Here is a 21,161-nt window from a genome sequence, read left to right as displayed (position 1 = left end):
GCCGACTTTTGAGTGCCGGGCAGAATCGGCCGCCTCGGCAACATCCAGAGGCTCCTCATGACAGCGTGGACCATCGTTGAAGCGACACAAGAAGAGGTGAGGTCGGGCGAACTCGGCCGGCGGCTGCGCCACTTCAACTACGGTTTCGTCGGCGAGTATCCTGAATCGCAGCCGGTGTGGCTCAGCGCCAGGCACGAAGAAGGTCGCATGATCGGTGGGCTCCGCGGATACGTCTTCCTGTTCTGGCTTCACATCGACGTGCTTTGGGTCGATGAGGCGGTCAGGGCGACCGGGCTTGGCAGCGCGCTGCTCGGGCAGGCCGAGGCGAAGGCGAAGACCTTGGGCGCGCACAGCGCCAAGCTCGATACCTTCGAGTGGCAGGCGCCCGGCTTCTATGCAAGGCGCGGCTACCGTGAGTTCGGCCGCATCGACAACCACACCGATGGGTGGTACCTAAGCTTCATGATGAAGAAGCTCTGAGGGTCAAGGACGGAATGCGGCTGGAACCTGGCGTCCGCCACTGCGGCAGAATTCCGTTCCAAGGTCCGTCCTGCGTGCGAGTGCAGGTTGCCGATATCTAGAAGTTGACTTGAACCGCGGGGAAGCGATGGCGGGAAAGCAACTCCAGATTGCGATGAATGAGGCGGACGAAAAGGACTTCTTCTCGCGCAGCAATTTTCCGTCGGATGTCCCTGGGCGTCTGTTCTGGGCAGAGGACTTCGCTGCCTCCGATGGACTGGCATACGACGCTGCTCCCCTCTCCAAGCGGATCGACTGGGTGTGGCGGTGGGTTCGCGGACAACCCCGTTGAGTCGGATGTGACGCGCATCTGGTCGTTCTCATGGAGCAGAGTGCGGCAAGAATCAGCCATTCGCAGCACCTGCTGACCCCACGTAAAGCAGACTTTGGTCGCCCACTAACCGCTTGTGAGCCTTCCCATGATTCAAATAGCAACACCTGAAGAGGCGCCCGGCGCGTTTGAAGCCGCTTGGAATGCCCACGACATGAATTCCCTCGGCGCACTGTTCCATGACGATGCGACATTCGTCAACCGTTTCGGGCACTACGTGCGCGGCGCCGAGGAGATCGTCAAGCTGCATGCGCCCATCCACGCAACCATCTACAGCGATTCCACGCTGGAGAACGACCTGATCGACCGGGTCGCGATCGGCGACGACGCGGCAGTCGTGCACTTCTGGAGCCGCCTCGCTGCCGGTGCGGCTCATCCGGCGGGCCCGCATGCTGTCGACACGTTGATCCTGGCTGTTCTTACACGGCAGGTTGGCCAGTGGCGGATCAAGGCGCTCGAGAACGTCACCCTGACGAATCCTCGAACGGGAGAAGCCGTGTTGAGGGCCGACCGGTGATCGGCTATGGCGACGAGGACGAAGCCACAGCCATCACAAACGACTGCCCACGTTTATAGGGTACCAACTCAATGTTACTAATGTTGCAAGGAGTACTGCTAGGTTGGTGATTGACGCCAGTTGTGTAACGCCTAGTCTCTGTCACATAAATTCATAACGACCGGAGACAGCCATGATCCCCAAGCTGCGCAATCCTCGCGTTGGCCAGCATGCTGCGTCCGGTCTTATTCAGCAGGGCGAAGAGGGCGCCTGGGAACGGCTCAACAAGCAGCCTTTCGCGTTCAGGCACGGCCTTGCCGACCATCCCCTCTTGTCGATCGAGCGCCTGGCGCGTCTCTCCGAGCGCGCGTTCGACGGCGACCACTACAAGCGTTACTTCAAGGCCCCCGACTTGAAGTTGCCGCGCGACACGCTCAAGGCTCGCTTCCGCGAAGACATCGCGCAGATCGGCGAGAACGGCAAATGGATGGCGCTGCATTACATCGACGAAATGGATCCCGAATACGGCGATCTTTTCGATCTGCTGCTGGCTGACGTCGAGGAAATCACCCGCCGGCCGGTGCGCAGCCAGATGACATGGGGCAGTCTGTCGGTGTTCCGTATGCGTTCAATGAACCCCGTCCTTGAGCCGCAGGCTGAGACCTGACAGCCTACGTTCCCACGTAGATGAACGCGGGAACGTAGATGACAGACGATTTGGAAGACCTCAAGCGCCGGCTGGTGGTGGGGCACAAGAGCGACGGACGCAGCGTGTACGACGAAGCAGCGAAGTCGCAATTGGTCGCACTGTGCCTGCAGCCAGGCGCCTCGGTGTCGCGCCTGGCGCGCGAGTGCGGCGTCAATGCCAACCAGGTGGGGCGCTGGCTTCGCGAGCATGGCCACGGTGGTCGTGCGCGCAAGGCCGCTGCCAGCGTAGTGCCGGCGCCTGCGGCGTTCGTGGCGGTTGCAGTGCCGCCGGCGTCGCCGATCGCGGCCCGAAGCGGCGGCGACATCGTCGCCGTGATGGACGTGCAGGCACACTTGCCCAACGGCGTGACGATCGACATTCGCGGCGTCGAGCTGCGCAACGTCGGCGAAGTGATCGAGGCGCTCGGGAGGCTGCGGTGTTCCGCTTCGACGAAGGGCTGAAGGTCTATCTGCACCGCGAGCCGGTGGACTTCCGGCTGAGCATCAACGGCTTGGCGGTGCTGGTGGAGCAGGCCCTGGGCCTGGACCCGTTCGCCTCGTGCGCCTACGTGTTCAGCAACCGCCGGCGCGACCGGGTCAAGATCCTGGGCTGGGAACGCAACGGCTTCTGGCTGTTGCTCAAGCGCCTGGAGAAGGACAGGTTCATCTGGCCCTCGGCCGAGGCGGTGCCCACGCTGACCCCCGAGCAACTGCACTGGTTGCTCGAGGGCATCGACATCGCGCTGGTGCAACGCCACTCCCGTCTGCGCTATGCCAGCGTGGCTTGAGGTTTGACGGAACAATGATGGGGCATGCCGATCCAAGCGGGCGTGCCGTCGCCTGCCACTGCCTCCATCACCGCTGAAGAACTCGCTGGTCTCATTGCCGAGCGCGACGCGCTGGCCGGTGCGCTTCGGGTGGCGACCACCGAGCGGGACCTGGCCCTGGAGCGTTTGAAGGCGCTGCAGCGCCAGCTCTTCGCCGCCAAGAGCGAAGCCCGCGGCACCGATCAGAAGGACCTGTTCCTGAACGAGGCCGAGGCACTCGCGCCCACCGATCAGACGCCGCAGGCCGAGGTCGAAGACATCGACGAAGAGGAGTCGACGCCGGTCGCCGGTCACCAGCGCAAGAAGCGTGGACGCAAGCCGCTGGATCCGGCGCTGCCGCGCGACATCGTGCGCCACGAGCTGCCCGAGTCCGAGCGTGTGTGCGCTCACGATGGCCACGCATTGGTCGAGATCGGCGCCGAGGTCAGCGAGCAGATGGACGTCATCCCCGAGCAGGTGCGTGTGCTGCAGCATCACCGCATCAAGTACGCCTGTCCCTGCTGCGATCAGAGCCTGAAGGTCGCGCCGGTGCCGGCGCGCATCATCCCGCGAGGCCTCCTCACCGAAGAGGCCCAGGCCTGGGTCATCACCGGCAAGTACCAGTTCGGCATGCCGCTGTACCGCACGGCCGTCTTGCTGCGCCGCTTCGGTGGCGACATCGCGAGCAACACGCTGGCGTCGGGCATCGTGCGCATCGGCCAGGCTGTGCAGCCGGTCATCAACTTGCTGCGCGACCACTTGCTGGACTCGGACCTGATCTACGGCGACGAGACCCACGTCCAGGTACTGAAGGAGCCTGGGCGCAAGGCACAGACGAAGAGCTTCATGTGGGCGCAGATGAATGGCACGGGTCCACCGGTGCGATTGTTCGCCTATGCGCCGGGACGCGGCGCTGTGCACGCCGAGAAGCTGTATGCCGGCATCCGCCCCGGCACCACGCTCATCACTGATGGCTACGAGGTCTACAACGGCATCGCGAAGGCCGGTGGTCTCACGCACCTTGGGTGCTGGGTCCACGCGCGCCGACCGTTCATCAAGGCCGAGGAAGCCACCCCGAAGGCGGCTCGCTCGCCGGATCAGCTCGCGACCCGGTTCGTGCGGCTGATTGGCAAGCTGTACCGTGCCGAGTCCTTGGCCAGGGACTGGACGCCCGCGCGCCGGCTGCGGATGCGTTCGCGCTACAGCGCCGCGGTTGTGCGCGAGATCGAGCGGCTGCTGCTCACGCACCTGCACGCCGTCGCGCCATCGAGCTTGCTGGGCGAGGCACTGCACTACCTGCACGGGCAGTGGCCCAAGCTCGTGCGCTTCCTGGACAACGGCACCTGGCCGCTGGACTCCAACCCGGTGGAGAACGCGATCCGGCCCTTCGTCGTCGGAAGGCGCAGTTGGTTGTTCGCCGACACCGTGGGCGGCGCGAATGCCAGCGCCAACCTGTACTCGCTGATCGAGACAGCCAAGGCCAACAACGTCGAGCCCTACCGATACCTGGTCGCGTTGTTCAAGAAGCTGCCGCTGGCGCAGACGGTCGACGACTACGAGGCGCTGCTGCCCTGGAACATCGAGCTCGGCGGCGCGTAGGCCGCCCTGCACGGATCGGTTCCGACACCGCGCGCAAGGGCGTGGTTTATTGAGCGCTTACGGTGTTCCTCAGCGCGCCACGGCTGGCGGTGCCGTATCACTTTGACCACGAGACCAACTTTCTCATGCAGGTGCGGGGCGAGAAGGACTTGCGGCTCTATCCGCGCGAGCTCGGCACGCTGACGGCGTCCGAGATTGAAGACTTTTACCGCCACAACCCAGTGGCTGGCATCTACCGAGACGAGCTCGCGGATGTCTGCAGCGTCTGGAGACTCAAGCCGGGCATCGGCGTGCATCATCCGCCTCTTGCGCCGCACAGTATCCAGAACGACAAGGATGTGTCGGTGAGCCTGGCGCTCTATTACGCAATGCCGGAGATGGAAGAACGCGGACACGTCTACCAGGCGAACTATTGCATGCGCAAACTGGGCCTGCATCCTCGTGCGCCGGGCGAATCGGCGCTCTCGGATGGCATGAAGATCAAGTTCATGCGCGCACTCTCGACCTCAAACCCGCGTACGCACGATGAATTGCTTTATTCGGGCGTTTCGCGACTTGCCGCACCGTTCCGATGGGCCAAGCAGCTGCGGCACGGATGGGCGTAGCGCGGTGAGCTGATGAGGCTTGGATTGCTTGGAGTCGCCGAACACGGCCCGCAGTAGCTTGCCGATGCCAACCGCATCCAGTTCCGCGACATCGCCGTTCATCGGCGTAGCGCGCTCACAGTAGATGTCGTAGGGATACTGCCTTAGGGAAGTCTGATCAAGAGCAGGTTTCTTGCAAGAAGGACTGCACCTTGCAAAGAAGCACGAGGATGAGCGAGATCAGTTTTGCAGATCCCGAGCAAGCGGGCAAGAGGAAAAAAGACGAGGCGCGAAGTCTCTTCAAGAAGAATGCTTGCGCACAACTCAAGAGAAGATCTCCGAGCCGGATCTCGCATGCTTGATGCACTCGTTTCGACCGGGACGTTACGGCGATAGAACGGGGGCCTTTCCCTGAGGAACTTTGGGTGCCCTGGATTCAGTCCACTGCCGGGCAAGCCTTCGTGATGGTCGCTCGACCAATCGATGCAATGCATATGCCACACCAAAGACCGCAGCAATAGCCAGACACAGGGCAATCGAGTAAGGGGCACCCCAGCGCATCGAAAGCCCTAAGGCTGCAAAGCCCACTGGCCCATGCACCAAGTAGAGCGAATAGCTGATCTGCGCGCTGAACAGGATCGCTCGCGATGGTCTGAGATTGACCAGCATGGCAATCACGAACACGCCCATCGCCACAACGAACGAGAGCAGATAAGAGTTGTTCAGCGGAAGAAAGTCTGTGTGAATTTCCCGGATGCCATATTGAGCGACGGCGAAAGCGGTGACAACAGCCGTCATCAAGAATCTGTTCCCCACGATGCCACGTGATCGAAGATAAAAAATCTGACCTAGGACCAAATATGGAATGAAGGCAATCGAAGCTGCCAGCAGGAAGAAACTGTCGCCCAATTTCCGGCAGCACGCGATCGTTGCAGCACAGACAGCCAGATTGAGAAATACCGACATGCGGGGACGGCTTCGAAACCAGAGTGTCTGAAGGGCCACGAGCGAGTAGAAAAGCATCTCGATCACAAGTGTCCAGCCAACGCCCAGCACCACGTTCTGCGGCACGATCAAATAGTTGAGCAGCGTCATCCCCCACAACACTTTGCTCCAATCTCCGACGACGGACTCACCGGACCCCGGTGCAAGCAGCATTGCGAGAAGGATCGCCAACGCCAGCGGTGGATAGATCCGAAGGAGGCGACGAATGGTGAACTGACGAACCGTTTCGCGTTGTGCCACATGCGTGATCACATAGCCGCTGACAAGGAAGAAAAGGCATACGCCGAACCAGCCGAAATCCTGAATGATGCCCAGCGGCACGTTCACGTACATGTGAATCACCGAGTGCGGCCACCAGGACAGATGACTCTTCATCAAATAGTGGCCCACAAGGTGATCCCACAAAACCAGCAACACGGCCAAGCCTCGGAGCGTATCGATGAAGTCGATGCGCGGAGGCGCTTTCTCTGCGTTGTATGAAGTCGCCGTCGCCTCCCTGTCGGAAGACTTCTTCTCCGTCGTCAAGCCGCTGCCATGAGTGGCCGCGCGCCCCTTATCCGACATAAGACTCCTTTGATTCGACGGTGACTCGCCCGTCAATGCACCGGCGGGTCAGGCATCACTTTTGTGAAACCGCCGCAGAGGACGGGTTCTGGATTTTAGGGCTGAGCTCGATTCCGAAGAGCGTTCGGCAAGGCAGGCCGCCTCAGCGCCTGGGGGCGCCGCCCGCGCTAGACTGCTGCTCCGTTTTTGCAGGAGACGACGCCATGACCCGATTGCTCGTGCGCAGCTTCGGCGTGTCGCTCGACGGCTTCGCCGCCGGCCCGAACCAGAGCCTGGAGAACCCACTGGGCGTTCGCGGTCCCGAACTCATGGATTGGTTCTTTCCCACCCGTGTCTGGCAGCAGATGCAGAAGACGGGCGAGGCCAACGGCGAGACCGGCATCGACAACGAGATCGCCGAACAAGGCTTCGCCGAGATGGGTGCCTGGATCCTCGGGCGCAACATGTTCGGGCCGGTGCGCAGTCCCTGGCCCGACGAGAACTGGAAAGGCTGGTGGGGTGAGGAGCCCCCTTACCACGTACCGGTCTTCGTGCTGACCCACCATGCCCGCGCGCCGCTGACTATGCAAGGTGGCACCACCTTCCACTTCGTCACCGGCGGCATCCACGATGCGCTGGCGCAGGCGCAGGCCGCCGCGGGCGGACGCGACGTGCGCATAGGCGGCGGCGTGGCTACCGTGCGCGAATATTTGAAGGCCGGGCTGATCGACGAACTGCACCTGGCCGTGCGGCCGGTGCTGCTAGGTCAGGGCGAGGCGCTGTTTGCAGGCCTGGACCTGCCGGCACTGGGCTACAGCTGCGAGCGGTTGGTAGCAGGCGAGCGCGCCACGCATGTGTTCCTGCGCCGCAACGCGCCTTGACGCGGGAAGAGGGGCTCAAATGTCGATAGGGTCCTGTCACGTCAGCTCCCGAACGCCCGCTCCTGGCCGCATCCGCGTTCCAGGTCAGCCTGCCGGCAATGGCGCGGCGTTGATCGCCAGTTGTGCGGTGAACGCCCGCTGGTAGGCCGCCCGCGCTTCACCGCGGGCGACATAGGCGGCCAGGCTGGGGAACTCGTTCAGCAGCCCGGATGGTCGGAGCCGCAGCAGCACCGACGCCATCAGCAGGTCGCCCGCGCTGAAGCCGCCGTCCAGCCAGTCTTCATCGCCGAGGCGGGCCGCCAACTGGTTCAGCCGGGCGCGCACCCGGTCTTCGACGAGAGGCATGCGCTCGGCCTTCCAGGGCCTGTCGCCCTCCGCCAGCTTGGCGGTGACGAGTTCGAGAATAGGAAGCTCGACCGTATTCAGCGCCGCGAACATCCACGTGATGGCGCGCGCCCTTGCGTTGCCATCGGCGGGAAGCAGGCCCGGGTGGCGCTCGGCGATGTGCAGCACGATGGAGCCGGTCTCGAACAGCGCGAGGTCGCCTTCCTCGTAGGTGGGGATCTGGCCGAAGGGATTCAGCGCCAGATGCGCGGCCTCTTTCATCGCGCGGAAGGACACCAGCCGCACTTCGTAGGGCAGGCCGGCTTCCTCCAGCGCCCAACGCACGCGCGTATCGCGCGCCAGTCCTTTGCCGCCGTCGGGCGACCGTTCGAAGGCGGTGATGGTGATGGTCATCGTGAGTGCCTTTTCGCCTTCGAAGGAAGTACGGTAATTTGCAATGAGCGTTGAATTCGATGGGACGCGGTGAAGGCCGGTTCAAACCGCATTCAGTCACATGGCTGGAAACGCCGGCACTCGGCTGCCGCCTGCATGGTGATGACCGTATTCTCGCCATCGATGTGCTTCGAGGTGAACCTGACCCACGAACCCTCGGGAATATCAGCCAGCAGCGAACGATCGGGCAGCCTGAAGGTCTGCGTCGTGAAGGGAATCTTGGACCTGGGCAGCAGCTTCAATCGTACGTAGAGCTTGCCGCCCGGTTCCTCGTACGAGGATGTGAGCCGTGCTCGCGTGAATACGGTAGCCGGCTCCTTGGCTTGTGCCGCCGCTCCGCCGATCGCGATCGCGCTCAGTACCGATGCAATGGTTCTGTACACCGCTCTTGTCATGGTTGACTCCTCTGTAGGATGGGCCGGCCTCCAACGCGCCGCATTCTTGCATCAAAGCACGGCGCTACGATCACCCATCTACCGACACACCCAAGAGAGACAACGCCATGCCACTGAACCTCGACACCTCCTCGAGCCTCCCGCAAGATGCCGCGCGTGCCACGCTGGTCGGCCGCCTATGGCAACCCGGCGTCGGGCCGGTGCTGGTCGCCGTCCATGAGGGCGGGCTGCACGACCTGTCCCAGCTTGCGCCCACGATGAGCGACCTGCTCGAAGCGAAGGAACCGCCGTCCGATGCGGTCCGGCGTGCACTGCAGGGCGGCCAGGCACCGCGCATCGCCTCGCTAGCCGACGCCGTCGCCAACAGCGATGCAACCGCGCGCGACGAAGCCAAGCCGTGGCTGCTCGCGCCCTGCGACCTGCAGGCCATCAAGGCCAGCGGCGTGACCTTCGTCGAGAGCTTGCTCGAGCGCGTGATCGAAGAGCAGGCGCGCGGCGACGCATCGCGCGCCGAGGCCACGCGCGCGGCGCTGGGCGGCGTGCTCGGCGACAACCTCGCGGGCATCGTGCCCGGGTCGGCCGAAGCCGCGAAGGTCAAGGAGGTGCTGCTCGCACAGGGCGCATGGTCGCAGTACCTCGAAGTGGGCATCGGCCCCGACGCCGAGATCTTCACCAAGGCGCCCGTTCTCTCGGCCGTGGGCACTGGCGCCGACGTCGGTATTCATGCGGCATCGGTGTGGAACAACCCCGAGCCCGAGGTGGTGCTTGCGGTCAACAGCCGCGGCGAGACATTGGGCGCGGCGCTCGGCAACGACGTCAACCTGCGCGACTTCGAAGGCCGCAGCGCGCTGCTGCTCGGCAAGGCGAAGGACAACAACGCGTCGTGCGCGATCGGGCCGTTCATTCGCTTGTTCGATGCGCACTTCGGCATCGACGATGTGCGCCGCATCACCGTGGCGCTCGAAGTCACAGGACCCGAGGGCTTCACGCTCGAAGGCTCGAGCTCGCTTTCGAAGATCAGCCGCGACCCGCTCGACCTTGTCTCGCAAGCCATCGGCGCGCATCACGACTATCCCGACGGCTTCATGTTGTTTCTCGGCACGATGTTCGCGCCGACACAAGACCGTCACGGTCCTGGGCAAGGATTCACCCATGTCGTCGGCGATCGCGTGCGCATTGCCGCGCCGGAACTCGGCGCCCTCGTGAATCGCGTGGTCCATTCGGACCAGGCGCCACGGTGGACTTTTGGGTTAAGCGCGCTGATGCGCAATCTTGGCGGACGCGGATTGCTGTAATCGTTCTTTCTACGCTTTAAAAGGAGTTGTACTCCTTTGTAATTCATAGGCGGCACGTAGCAATGTGTTGCTGTTGACCGCGCTTCGCGTTCCCCTCAAGATAACCATTGTTGATGGTTGTTAATAAAAGGGAGACGGGGTTGTCGCTGAGCGAGATCGAACTACTGCAGTCGCCTGTTGAAGGCCCGCTCCCGTGCGGTGAAGACCTCGAATACGACCCTGACTTCATGGCGTTGCAGCAAGCAACGACAGGAAAGCGGGAGCAGCAATTCGGCTCGACCATCATCCCGGCGGAGCCGCCCGATTGGGCTCGCGTCGAACGCATTGCAAAGCAGCTGTGCCAGCGCACGCGTGACCTGCGCGTGCTGGTTCCATTGACGCTGGCGTGGACCGAAAGCCGGGGATTGCCGGGCTACGTCGACGGCCTTCGCCTGGTCGATGGCACGCTGCAAAAGTATTGGGACGAGGTGCATCCGCGCGTCGTCGACGAAGGTTTCGAAGACCCGCTGCCGCGCATGAATGCGCTGGCCGCATTGGCCGAAGCCGAGGGACTCGGACGCAGCGTGCGCGATGCGCGGCTGCTCGAGGATGCCGGCGCATCGATGAGCCTGCGGCAGGTCGAGGCCCTGCTCGATTCGAGCAAGGCCGACCAGATCGATTACCCCGGCGGCATCGGCCGGCTGCGGGAGGCGGCTCGCCGCGCGCAGGAGAAAGCGGCGCCGCCGGTGATGGCATTGCACGCAGCGCTGGAGCTGCTGCAGCGAATTCGCGAGACCTCGGAGCGAGCCCTCGGACAAAGCTGGGCGCCCGATTTTTCGAGGCTCGAGCGCTCGCTTCGCACCGTGGTCCAGCTGTTGCCCGAACAGGCCCAGCCGGCGCCGTCCGAGGCATTGCAAGTTGCAGAGGGCAATGACCCGTCGCAACCTGCTTCGTCGGGGCAAAGCGCCGCAGGCACTGCAAACGGCACGTCCCACCCGCGGCCCGCGAGCATTCAAGATATTGAAATATCGAATCGTGATGATGTGCAGCTGTTGTTGGAAAAGGCGTGCCGATACATGGAGCGCACCGAGCCCAGCCACCCGGCGCCCATGCTCATCCGAAGAGCGCAAAGGCTGCTGGACCTCAACTTCTTCCAGATCATCGAAGAACTCGTGCCGGAGGGCTTGCAGAAGATCGAAAGCCTGGCGGGGCGCCCGCTGAGCAATGGCGCCGAGTAGCGGCACTGGCGAACAGCAAGCGGCACGAGAACGCAGGATCAGATAGCCGGAGTCAGCTCCGACCCACACGCACAGAGATTCAAGAGGAAGCTTATGGCAGACAACCGTGTCAGAAACAGTGGTCAGAAGTTCATCGCGCGCAACCGCGCGCCGCGCGTGCAGATCGAGTACGACGTCGAGATCTACGGCAGCGAACGCAAGATCCAGCTGCCCTTCGTGATGGGCGTGATCGCCGATCTCGCGGGCAAGCAGGTCGACCCGATGCCTGATCTGGCGGACCGCGACTTCATGGCCGTGGACATCGACAACTTCGACGACCGCATGAAGGCGATCAAGCCGCGGGTGGCCTTCCAGGTGCCCAACACCCTCACGGGCGAAGGCCAGATGAATGTCGACATCACCTTCGACAGCATGGACGACTTCTCGCCCGCGCGCATTGCCCGCCAGGTGGGCGCGCTGCAGCATTTGCTCGAAGCGCGCACCGAGCTTTCCAACCTGCTGTCCTACATGGACGGCAAGAACGGCGCCGAGCAGCTGATTGCCCAGGCGCTGCAGAACCCGGAGCTGCTCAAGTCGCTCGCCTCCGCACCCAATCCCGCCGTGGCCAAGGCGGTGGAAGCGGCGAACGAAAAGTCGGGCGCACCCGGCACCCCTTCCGAGTAAGCCGAGTCAGACGACAGGATCTCCATCATGAGCACCGCACCCAAACAGACAGCGCGCGCGCAGACCGCCACCATCGAGGCGCTCGAGCCCAACGAGTTCTCCGACCTGCTGCAGCGAGAGTTCAAGCCCAAGACCGAGCAGGCCCGCGATGCGGTGCAGAGCGCCGTCAAGACCCTGGCGGTACAGGCGCTCGAAAGCACCGTCACCATCTCGAACGACGCCTACCGCACGGTGCAGGCCATCATCACCGAGATCGACCGCAAGCTCTCCGAGCAGATCAACCAGATCCTTCACCACGAAGACTTCCAGCAGCTTGAAGGCGCATGGCGCGGGCTGCACTACCTGGTCAACAACACCGAGACCGACGAGCAGCTCAAGATCCGCGTGATGTGCGCGTCCAAGCGCGAAGTGGCGCGCTCGCTCAAGCGCCACAAGGGCATCGGCTGGGACCAGAGCCCGCTGTTCAAGAAAATCTACGAGCACGAGTACGGCCAGTTCGGCGGTGAGCCTTTCGGCGCGCTGATCGGCGACTTTCACTTCGACCACAGCCCGCCCGACGTCGAGATGCTCGGCGAAATGGCCAAGATCGCCGCAGCCGCGCACTGCCCCTTCATTGCCGGCGCATCGCCCACCGTGATGCAGATGGATTCGTGGCAGGAGCTGTCGAACCCGCGCGACCTGACCAAGATCTTCCAGAACACCGAGCACACCGCGTGGCGGTCGCTGCGCGAGTCGGAAGACGCGCGCTACATCGGCTTGGCCATGCCGCGTTTCCTGGCGCGCCTGCCGTACGGTGCGCGCACCAACCCGGTCGACGAGTTCGAGTTCGAGGAAGAAACCGACTCGGCACTGCACAACCGCTACACCTGGGCCAACTCGGCCTATGCCATGGGCGTGAACATCAACCGCTCGTTCAAGCAGTACGGCTGGTGCACGTCGATTCGCGGCGTGGAGTCGGGCGGCGCAGTCGAGAACCTGCCCACCCACACCTTCCCGACCGACGACGGCGGCGTGGACATGAAGTGCCCGACCGAGATCGCCATCAGCGACCGGCGCGAGGCCGAGTTGGCCAAGAACGGCTTCATGCCGCTGGTGCACCGCAAGAACTCCGACTTCGCGGCCTTCATCGGCGCGCAGTCGCTGCAGCAGCCGGCCGAGTACCACGACGCGGACGCCACGGCCAACGCCAACCTGGCGGCGCGCCTGCCGTACCTGTTTGCATGCTGCCGTTTCGCGCACTACCTGAAGTGCATCGTGCGCGACAAGATCGGCTCGTTCCGCGAGCGCGAGGACATGGAGCGCTGGCTCAACGACTGGATCATGAACTACGTGGACGGCAGCCCGGGCACGTCGTCCCAGGACACGAAGGCAATGAAGCCGCTGGCGGCGGCGGAAGTCCAGGTGGAAGCCATCGAGGACAACCCCGGCTACTACGCCGCCAAGTTTTTTCTCCGGCCGCACTATCAGCTCGAAGGGCTGACGGTGTCATTGCGGCTGGTTTCGAAGCTGCCATCCAACAAGAAGGACAGCAGCTAGTTCAACGGTGTCCCGCAATCGGGCATATATATAACTTTGGGGGTTAATCATGGCAGTAGACATGTTCATGCGCGTCGAGGGCGCGAACGGCGAATCCAAGGACTCGAACCACAAGGACTGGACGGATATCAAGTCGTTTGCATGGGGAGCGACGCAGCCTGGAAACATGGTCAGCGGCGGCGGCGGCGGTGTGGGCAAGGCGAGCTTCAACGATCTGCAGGTTCTTGCGCGCATCGACAAGGCGGCCCCGTCCGTCATGAAGAACTGCGCCAGCGGCAAGCACCTGAGCAAGGTCGAAGTGTCGGTGTGCAAGGCCGGCGGCTCGCAGATCGAATACACCCGCGTCACGCTCGAAGAAGTGCTGGTCACCTCGGTGCAGTACACGGCCGAGCAGGGCAGCGATGCGGTCCTGGTGCAGTTCGCATTCCAGGCCGCCAAGGTGAAGCAGCAGTACTGGGAGCAGACCGACAAGGGCGGCAAGGGCGCCGAAACCGTGCTGGCCTGGAACATCAAGGAAAACCGGGAATCCTGATTTCCCGTGTGGCCTGACCGGACCCGCGCGCGCCCATTGCGGCGTGCCGCGGGCCGGTCTTTCCCCGCAGATATTCATCGACGGCCTGCGGCCGTGTGCGAGTCAATGAGGAAGTTTCATGGGCGATGGGTTTGCAGTGCTGGGCGAGCGCTCCGTGGCCGAGCACACCGAATGGGTACAGCGGCAGATCCGCGCGCAGCCCCAGAACGCCAGCCTGCGGCTCGCTCTGTGCCACTTTCTTGCGCTGCGCGGCGAATGGCAGCGGGCTGAAGACCAGCTCAAGCTCGCCGCAAAGATCGATCCTTCTTTTGCTCCCGCCAGCGCCACCTGTGCGATGGCGTTGGCGGCCGAGCGCCATCGAACCGAATTCTGGAATGGCGGCCGCGCGCCGGCCGTCATTGCCGGCCAGGCCGACTGGGTCGCCGGGCTGATCGCCGCCGCCGCGCTGCCGTTGCAGCAGGCCGCCGAAGCGTCCGACCTGCGCGAAGCCGCGCGGCAGGCCGCGCCCGCGTTGCAGGGCACGCTGAGCAGCGTCGACCGCTCCGACTCGCGCGCCGTGCAGGCGATCGACGGCGAGCCCGTGGAAAGCACCGAGTTCGCCTGGCTCTGCGACGGCGACGCGCGCATTGGCGCCGTGCTCGAACTTCTCACGCCTTCGGGCTATGCGTGGCTGCCGCTTCCGGCGGTGCGGCGCCTCAAGTTTTCCCGCCCGCAGCATCTGGTCGACCTGCTCTGGGCGCCGGCCGAGATCGTGCTGCACGACGGCCGCGGCCTCAACGGCCTGGTGCCGGTGCGCTACCCGGGCGCGCTCGACGGACTCGACGACGAAACCACGCTGGGCCGCCGCACCGACTGGCTGCCGCTGGCCGGCGAGGAGCAGTACGCGGGCGCGGGCCAGCGCACGTTGATCAGCGAGGCGGGCGACCATTCGCTGCTCGATGTGCGGCTGGTCGAGTTCGCCGCGGCGGAGGACGTTTCGCAGTGAGCTCGGTTCTGCCAGCCAGCCGTTCGGCCATGGACGTCGACGGCGACCCGCAGGAAAGCGTTGCACGCGACCGCCTGCAACCGGTGCTGCTCGACCGCCTGACCGACAAGCAGCCGCAAAGCCGCCAGGAGCGCGCGGGCGCGTTCCTGATGAGCGGCAAGCTGCTGCGCGATTCGGTGCTGCGCGATTTGCAGTGGCTGCTCAACACCACCAACTTCGGTGCGGAGCACAACATCAACACCATGCCGCGCGCGCGGCGCTCGGTCGTCAACTACGGTGTGCGCGGATGGGCCGGCGGGCGCATGTCGGAGGTCGACTTCGCAGACGTCGAAGCCGCCATCCGCGCCGCCATCATCGACTTCGAGCCGCGCATCATGAAAGACAGCATCGACGTGCGCTGCGTCACCGATTCGACCGACCTCGAGCACCACAACCTGCTCGCGCTCGAGATCCGCGGCACGCTGTGGTCGGTGCCCTACCCGATCGAATTCATCCTGCGCTCCGAGCTCGACCTCGAAAGCGGCCACATGGTCCTGCGGCCCACGGGAGGGCTTTGAATGGACGCCAAGCTGCTCGACTACTACAACCGCGAACTCACCTACATGCACGAGCTCGGTGCCGAGTTCGCGCAGCGCTATCCCAAGATTGCCGGGCGGCTGGGCATGCGCGGCATCGAGGTCAGCGACCCGTACGTGGAGCGCCTGCTCGAAGGCTTCAGCTTTCTCACGGCGCGCATCCAGCTCAAGATGGATGCGGAGTTTCCGCGCTTCTCGCAGCGGCTGCTCGAAGTGGTGTACCCGAACTTTCTGGCGCCGCTGCCCGCGATGGGCGTGGTGCAGATCGACGGCAACCTCAACGAAGGCTCGCTGAAGGCGGGCTACGAACTGCCGCGCCACACCATCCTGCGCGGCCGGATGATCAAGGGCGAGCAGACGGCCTGCGAATTTCGCACCGGCCACGCGGTCACGCTGTGGCCCATCAAGATCACCGAGGCGAGCATCGGCCCCGTGCCGGCGGAAATCGCGCACGCCATGCCGGCCGTCGGGCGCCAGGCCAAGAGCGCGATCACCATCAAGCTGGAAGCAGTGGGCGGCGCCAGGTTTGCCGAGATGCCGCTCGACCGGCTCGAGTTCTTTCTTTCGGGTGCCGAGCTGCATGCACTGCGCGTGCTCGAGCTGGCGGTGCACCACAGCGTAGGCACCGTGTGCCGCAGCGGCCCGGGCAGCACCGCGCGCATCGTGCCGCTCGGCGACGAGGCCATTCGCCACGAAGGCTTCGACCCCGACCAGGCGCTGCTGCCCTACGACGCGCGTTCGTTCCAGGGCTACCGGCTGCTGCACGAGTACTTCGCCTTCCCCGACCGCTACCTGTTCTTTAGCGTGAGGAACCTGCGCGCGGCGGCCGCGGCCATGAGCGGAACCACGATGGAAATCGTGATCCTGCTCGACCGTGCCGACGGCGACTTGGAGCGGGTGGTCGATGCGCGGCATTTCTCGCTGTTCTGCACGCCCATCATCAACCTGGTGCCGCGCCGCAGCGACCGCATTCCGGTCGGGCCTGGGCAGCACGAGCATCACGCGGTGATCGATCGCACGCGTCCGCGCGACTTCGAGATCTTCACCGTCGAGCGCGTCACGGGCCACATGGCGAGCGGTTCGGAAGAGCGGGAGTTCAGGCCGTTCCTGGGTTCGTTCGCGGCCGACGACGGCGACTTCGGTTCGTACTTCTCGCTGCGCCGTGAGCCGCGCCTGGTGTCCGACCGCGCCCGCGCGCAAGGCACCCGCACGAGCTACACGGGCAGCGAGGTGTATGTGTCGCTGGTCGATCAGCACGACGCGCCGTTTCCGCACAGTTTGCGGCACATCACCATCGATGCGCTGTGCACCAATCGTGACCTGCCGTTGTTGTTGCCCACCGGGCTCGAGTCGGACTTCACCTTGCGCGTGTCGGCGCCGGTGCGCGCGGTGCGCATCTTGCGCGGTCCGTCTCGGCCGTATCCTGCGTTGGCGGAAGGCGCGCTCACCTGGCGGCTCATCAGCCATCTGGGCCTCAACTACCTGAGCCTGACCGATGTCGATGCCGACCAGGGTGCAGCCGCTTTGCGAGAGATGCTCGACCTGTACGGCAACCTGGCCGACCCGTCGGTGCGCCGCCAGATCCAGGGCGTGCGTTCGATGGCGTTGGCGCCCGTGTTCCGCCGCCTGCCCGAGCCGGGACCGATCGTCTTCGGGCGCGGCGTGGAGGTGGCGCTGAAGATCGACGAGGTCGCCTTCTCGGGGTCGAGCCCTTATCTTTTTGGCGCGGTGCTGGAGCAGTTCTTCAGCCGGCATGTATCGCTCAACGCGTTCACCGAGTTCGCGCTCTCCAGCCTGCAGCGCGGAGAAATCGCGCGGTGGGCGCCGCGCATCGGACGCCGTCCCGCCGTATGAATGCCGTGGACGTCACCGACGATTCAACGGCGCCAGCGGCCGAGGCCGACTCGCCGGCAGCGGCCGCGCGCCCGGCGCGGCGCGGCGCGCCCGAGGCCGACCCGGTCCTGTGGGCCGGCCTCGTCGACCAGCCTTTCGAGCACGACCTCTTCATGCTGTTGCGTCGTCTCGATGCGCAAGGCGGCCATCCCTTGCTGGGCCGCGCGCCGCGCCCGCTCGACGAGCCGCTGCGCCTGGGGCAAGAACCTTCGATGGCGTTTGCGCCGTCGAACGTCTCGGGCGTGGATGTGGACGGCGACGGGCCGCCGCGCATCTCGATCTACGGCTTCGGCCTGTTCGGCCCCAATGGGCCGCTGCCGCTGCACCTGACCGAGTACGCGCGCGAGCGGAAGCGCCACCACAGCGACAACACGCTCAGCGCCTTCGCCGACCTGTTCCACCATCGGCTGATCCTGCTGTTCTACCGGGCATGGGCCGACGCGCAGTCTGTCAACAGCCTCGACCGTCCCGACGGCCACCGCTTCGTCGACTACGTAGCCAGCCTCATGAACATGGGGCAGCCGGGCCTCAAGGAGCGCGATCGCATTGCCGACCATGCGCGCACCTTCATGGCCGGGCACCTCGTGCGCCAGACGCGCAACCCCGAAGGCCTGATCCAGATCCTCAAGCTGTACTTCGGCGTGCCGGTGCGTGTCGACGAATTCGTGAGCGGCTGGGTGATGATCGACGAGCGGCAGGTGAGCCGGCTCGGCCTCTTCGGGCGCAACCACCAGCTGGGCGGCGGCGCGACCATCGGCTTGGCGGTGCGCGATGCGCAAAGCAAGTTCCGGCTCGAACTGGGCCCGCTCTCGCAAGACGAGTTTCGCGAGTTCCTCCCGGGCAGCAAGCGGCTCAGGCAGGTGGTCGACTGGGTGCGCCAGTACGTCGGCATCGAGTTTGCCTGGGAGCTCCGGCTCGTGCTCAAGAAAGAAGAAGCCCGCGGCATGCAGCTGAGCGGCGGGCAGCGGCTCGGCTGGGGCAGCTGGCTCGGCACGCGCCTTTCGGACACCGACGCCGGCGACATGGTGTTCCAGCCCGAAGCATTGTTTTCCCGTTCCGCATCGGCAGCTTCCGTGGCGGCTGAAGTTTCTTCCATGGCCTTATGACCGATATTCGCCGCGTCTCTCTTTTCTCGAAATTGAACCCGATGCTCTACAAGGCATTGGAGACCGCCACCGCGTTCGCCAAGCTGCGCGGCAATGCCTATGTGGAGCTGGTGCACTGGCTGCACCAGATATTGCAGTTGCAGGACAGCGACCTGCTGCGCATCGTCAAGCGCGCGGGCCTGAACATCGATGCGGTCGAGCAAGACCTGGTGCGCGCGCTCGACCGGCTACCGCACGGCGCCACGTCGATCAGCGACATCTCCGAGCATGTGGACAACGCCGTCGAACGCGCCTGGGTGTATGCGAGCCTGCGCTTCGAGGCCACCTCGATCCGCGGCGCCTATCTGCTCGCGGGCATCGTCAAGACGCCGGGGCTGCGGCAGGTGCTTTCGGGCATCTCGCGTGAGTTCGACAAGATCGTGCCCGACGTTCTGGTCGCGCAACTGCCCGCATGGACCGAAGGCTCGCCGGAGGACGACTTCGACGCCGTGCAACAGGGCCATGGCGACGCGGGCCACGCGCCCGCCACGGCGGCCCACCAGGGCGATGGCGCCGCGGCGGGCGGCTCCGCCCTGGCCAAGTACGCGAGCGACCTCACGGCCAAGGCGCGCGCGGGTGAACTCGATCCGGTCTACGGGCGCGACGACGAGATCCGCCAGATCATCGACATCCTGATGCGCAGGCGCCAGAACAATCCGCTGCTCACCGGCGAGGCGGGTGTGGGCAAGACGGCCGTGGTCGAGGGCCTGGCGTCGCGGCTTGCGGCGGGCGATGTGCCGCCGTCGCTCAAGGACGTGTCGCTGTGGGTGCTCGACCCCACGCTGCTGCAGGCCGGCGCGGGCGTGAAGGGCGAGTTCGAGCAGCGGCTTCGGCAGGTGATCGACGAGGTCGAGAAGAGCCCCAAGCCCATCGTGCTGTTTGTCGACGAAGTGCACACGCTGGTCGGCGCCGGCGGCACGGCCGGCACCGGCGATGCGGCCAACCTGCTGAAGCCCGCGCTCGCGCGCGGCCGGCTGCGCACCATCGGTGCGACCACGTGGTCGGAGTACAAGAAGTACATCGAAAAAGACCCGGCGCTCACGCGGCGCTTCCAGACCATCCAGGTGCACGAGCCCACCGAACCCAAGGCCGTGATCATGCTGCGCGGCATCTCGGCCGAGCTCGAAAAACACCACGGCGTGCTCATTCTCGATGCCGCGCTCGAAGCGGCCGTGAGCCTCTCGCACCGCTACATTCCCGCGCGCCAGTTGCCCGACAAGGCCGTAAGCCTGCTCGACACGGCGTGCGCGCGCGTGGCCTTGAGCCAGCACGCATTGCCCGCCGCCATCGAAGACCTGCAGCGCCGCATCGAGGTGCTGGGCATCGAGTCGGGCATTGCGGGGCGCGAAGCGGCCATCGGCGTGGGCGAGTACCAGCGCGTCGAAGACATTGCGGCTCAGGTGGCGACGGCGCAGGCCGAACTCGAGTTGCTCGAACAGCGGCGCGTGGAAGAAGCTGCGCTGGTCGAGCGCATCGTCGCGCTGCGCAAGCTGCTGTCGCCTGCGGCGGTGCCGGTGCAGGCCGAGGCGGCAGAAGCGACGTCGCCCCCCGTCGACGTCGAGCCGACCGAACCCGAGCGAACACCCGAAGAGATTCGCGCCGAACTCAACCAGGCGCAGGACGAGCTCGCGCAGCTGCAGGGCGAATCGCCGCTCATCCTGGCGGCCGTGGATGCGCAGGCCATTGCCACCGTGGTGGCCGACTGGACCGGCATTCCCATCGGCCGCATGGTGCGCGACGACGCGCAATCGGTGCTGCGGCTCGGAGAGATTCTTTCGGCCCGCGTGGTGGCACAGCCCGACGCGCTCGAAACCATTTCGCGGCGCATCCGCACCGCGCGTGCGCGGCTCGACAATCCGAACAAGCCGGTCGGCGTGTTCCTGCTCTGCGGCCCCTCGGGTGTCGGCAAGACCGAGACCGCGCTCGCGCTCTCGGAAGCGCTCTACGGCGGGGAGCAGAACCTCGTCACCATCAACATGAGCGAGTTCCAGGAGTCGCACACCGTCTCCACGCTCAAGGGTGCGCCGCCCGGCTACGTGGGCTACGGCGAAGGCGGCGTGCTCACTGAAGCGGTGCGCCGCCGGCCCTACAGCGTGGTGCTGCTCGACGAGATCGAGAAGGCGCACACCGACGTGCACGAGATCTTCTTCCAGGTGTTCGACAAGGGCTGGATGGAAGACGGCGAGGGCCGCCACATCGACTTCCGCAACACCGTGATCATCATGACCTCCAACGTCGGTACCGACCTGGTCATGCAGCTGTGCGAAGACCCGACCCTGCGCCCCGATCCCGAGCCGCTGGCGGCCGCGCTGCGCGAACCGCTGCTCAAGGTGTTCGCGCCGGCGCTTCTGGGCCGGCTGGTTGTAGTTCCTTATTACCCGTTGCACGCCGATGCGTTGCATCGCATCATCCGCCTCCAGCTCGACCGGATTGCCGCTCGCCTCGATGCGAACCACGGCATCGCGCTGGACTACGACGGCAGCGCCGTCGACCTGGTGGCGCGCCGTTGCACCGCCATCGAGTCGGGCGGACGGATGATCGATGCGATCCTCACGCACACCATCCTTCCGCGGCTGAGCGAAGAAGTCATCGGGGCCACGGTCAGCGCGCGCAAGCTCGCGGGGGTGCGGCTGTCCGCGGCGGGGGACGACTTTCAATACGAATTTTCCGAAGCGTAAAAAGACAAGGAGACAAACT

General features: G+C 64.9%; 21 protein-coding genes. 18 read left to right on the top strand and 3 right to left on the bottom strand.

Translation table 11 applies throughout. From position 1 onward, the window contains the following. Positions 1-57: 57 nt before the first annotated feature. From QFZ42_RS24515 to QFZ42_RS24485, 7 genes are all read left to right on the top strand, one after another. Positions 58-480, top strand: coding sequence for a GNAT family N-acetyltransferase (locus QFZ42_RS24515; RefSeq protein ID WP_307703467.1), 423 nt, complete (start codon positions 58-60; stop codon positions 478-480). A gap of 458 nt (positions 481-938) precedes the next feature. Beyond that, positions 939-1,367 carry a YybH family protein gene (locus tag QFZ42_RS24510; RefSeq protein ID WP_307703466.1) on the top strand — a complete coding sequence of 143 codons (429 nt, stop codon included), beginning with the start codon at positions 939-941 and terminating at the stop codon, positions 1,365-1,367. A gap of 172 nt (positions 1,368-1,539) precedes the next feature. Then, positions 1,540-2,013 carry a hypothetical protein gene (locus QFZ42_RS24505; RefSeq protein WP_307703465.1) on the top strand — a complete coding sequence of 158 codons (474 nt, stop codon included), beginning with the start codon at positions 1,540-1,542 and terminating at the stop codon, positions 2,011-2,013. A gap of 38 nt (positions 2,014-2,051) precedes the next feature. Further along, complete coding sequence (tnpA, locus tag QFZ42_RS24500; protein WP_307700642.1) at positions 2,052-2,495, top strand: IS66-like element accessory protein TnpA; 444 nt, start codon at positions 2,052-2,054, stop codon at positions 2,493-2,495. Then, positions 2,471-2,821, top strand: a complete 351-nt coding sequence (tnpB, locus tag QFZ42_RS24495; RefSeq protein ID WP_307700641.1) for an IS66 family insertion sequence element accessory protein TnpB — start codon at positions 2,471-2,473, stop codon at positions 2,819-2,821. The genes tnpA and tnpB overlap by 25 nt, the downstream gene beginning before the upstream one ends. 24 nt (positions 2,822-2,845) lie before the next feature. Further along, positions 2,846-4,438: an IS66 family transposase gene (gene tnpC / locus QFZ42_RS24490; protein WP_307700640.1), complete on the top strand. Its 1,593-nt coding sequence runs from the start codon at positions 2,846-2,848 to the stop codon at positions 4,436-4,438. 62 nt (positions 4,439-4,500) lie between these two features. Next, entirely contained in the window at positions 4,501-5,043 is a 543-nt protein-coding gene (locus tag QFZ42_RS24485; RefSeq protein WP_307703464.1) for a hypothetical protein, read from the top strand. A gap of 363 nt (positions 5,044-5,406) precedes the next feature. Here the strand turns inward: QFZ42_RS24485 and QFZ42_RS24480 are convergent, their stop codons facing one another. Beyond that, positions 5,407-6,552 carry an acyltransferase family protein gene (locus QFZ42_RS24480; protein WP_307703463.1) on the bottom strand — a complete coding sequence of 382 codons (1,146 nt, stop codon included), beginning with the start codon at positions 6,550-6,552 and terminating at the stop codon, positions 5,407-5,409. A 242-nt stretch (positions 6,553-6,794) separates the two neighbouring features. Here QFZ42_RS24480 and QFZ42_RS24475 point away from each other — a divergent pair, with 242 nt between their 5' ends. Further along, positions 6,795-7,451: a dihydrofolate reductase family protein gene (locus QFZ42_RS24475; RefSeq protein WP_307703462.1), complete on the top strand. Its 657-nt coding sequence runs from the start codon at positions 6,795-6,797 to the stop codon at positions 7,449-7,451. Between the two features lie 84 nt (positions 7,452-7,535). Here the strand turns inward: QFZ42_RS24475 and QFZ42_RS24470 are convergent, their stop codons facing one another. Next, the gene (locus QFZ42_RS24470) at positions 7,536-8,189 is read right to left on the bottom strand and encodes a glutathione S-transferase family protein (RefSeq protein WP_307703461.1); all 654 of its coding nucleotides are present in this window, start codon (positions 8,187-8,189) and stop codon (positions 7,536-7,538) included. A 92-nt stretch (positions 8,190-8,281) separates the two neighbouring features. After that, on the bottom strand, positions 8,282-8,623 hold the full coding sequence (locus QFZ42_RS24465; RefSeq protein WP_307703460.1) for a hypothetical protein: 342 nt from the start codon (positions 8,621-8,623) through the stop codon (positions 8,282-8,284). A 107-nt stretch (positions 8,624-8,730) separates the two neighbouring features. Between QFZ42_RS24465 and QFZ42_RS24460 the strand changes: the two genes are divergently transcribed. From QFZ42_RS24460 to tssH, 10 genes are all read left to right on the top strand, one after another. Next, on the top strand, positions 8,731-9,918 hold the full coding sequence (locus tag QFZ42_RS24460; protein ID WP_307703459.1) for a fumarylacetoacetate hydrolase family protein: 1,188 nt from the start codon (positions 8,731-8,733) through the stop codon (positions 9,916-9,918). Between the two features lie 113 nt (positions 9,919-10,031). After that, the gene (gene tssA / locus QFZ42_RS24455) at positions 10,032-11,135 is read left to right on the top strand and encodes a type VI secretion system protein TssA (protein WP_307703458.1); all 1,104 of its coding nucleotides are present in this window, start codon (positions 10,032-10,034) and stop codon (positions 11,133-11,135) included. Between the two features lie 93 nt (positions 11,136-11,228). Continuing rightward, positions 11,229-11,798, top strand: a complete 570-nt coding sequence (gene tssB / locus QFZ42_RS24450; protein ID WP_307703457.1) for a type VI secretion system contractile sheath small subunit — start codon at positions 11,229-11,231, stop codon at positions 11,796-11,798. 27 nt (positions 11,799-11,825) lie between these two features. Beyond that, entirely contained in the window at positions 11,826-13,334 is a 1,509-nt protein-coding gene (tssC, locus tag QFZ42_RS24445) for a type VI secretion system contractile sheath large subunit (RefSeq protein WP_307703456.1), read from the top strand. A gap of 49 nt (positions 13,335-13,383) precedes the next feature. Beyond that, positions 13,384-13,866, top strand: a complete 483-nt coding sequence (locus tag QFZ42_RS24440) for an Hcp family type VI secretion system effector (RefSeq protein WP_307703455.1) — start codon at positions 13,384-13,386, stop codon at positions 13,864-13,866. Between the two features lie 118 nt (positions 13,867-13,984). Then, positions 13,985-14,851, top strand: a complete 867-nt coding sequence (locus QFZ42_RS24435) for a type VI secretion system accessory protein TagJ (RefSeq protein ID WP_307703454.1) — start codon at positions 13,985-13,987, stop codon at positions 14,849-14,851. A 29-nt stretch (positions 14,852-14,880) separates the two neighbouring features. Continuing rightward, positions 14,881-15,408 carry a type VI secretion system baseplate subunit TssE gene (gene tssE, locus QFZ42_RS24430; RefSeq protein ID WP_307704298.1) on the top strand — a complete coding sequence of 176 codons (528 nt, stop codon included), beginning with the start codon at positions 14,881-14,883 and terminating at the stop codon, positions 15,406-15,408. Next, positions 15,409-17,280, top strand: a complete 1,872-nt coding sequence (gene tssF, locus QFZ42_RS24425) for a type VI secretion system baseplate subunit TssF (RefSeq protein WP_307703453.1) — start codon at positions 15,409-15,411, stop codon at positions 17,278-17,280. It abuts the gene before it with no gap. Beyond that, positions 17,277-18,425, top strand: coding sequence for a type VI secretion system baseplate subunit TssG (gene tssG, locus QFZ42_RS24420; RefSeq protein WP_307703452.1), 1,149 nt, complete (start codon positions 17,277-17,279; stop codon positions 18,423-18,425). Before tssF ends, tssG begins: the two co-directional genes overlap by 4 nt. After that, entirely contained in the window at positions 18,422-21,142 is a 2,721-nt protein-coding gene (gene tssH / locus QFZ42_RS24415) for a type VI secretion system ATPase TssH (RefSeq protein WP_307703451.1), read from the top strand. Before tssG ends, tssH begins: the two co-directional genes overlap by 4 nt. The last annotated feature ends 19 nt before the right edge of the window (positions 21,143-21,161 follow it).

Origin of the sequence: Variovorax paradoxus (assembly GCF_030815855.1) — a bacterium.
GTDB classification, from domain to species: domain Bacteria; phylum Pseudomonadota; class Gammaproteobacteria; order Burkholderiales; family Burkholderiaceae_C; genus Variovorax; species Variovorax paradoxus_M.
This window is presented reverse-complemented; position numbering and strand designations above follow the sequence as displayed.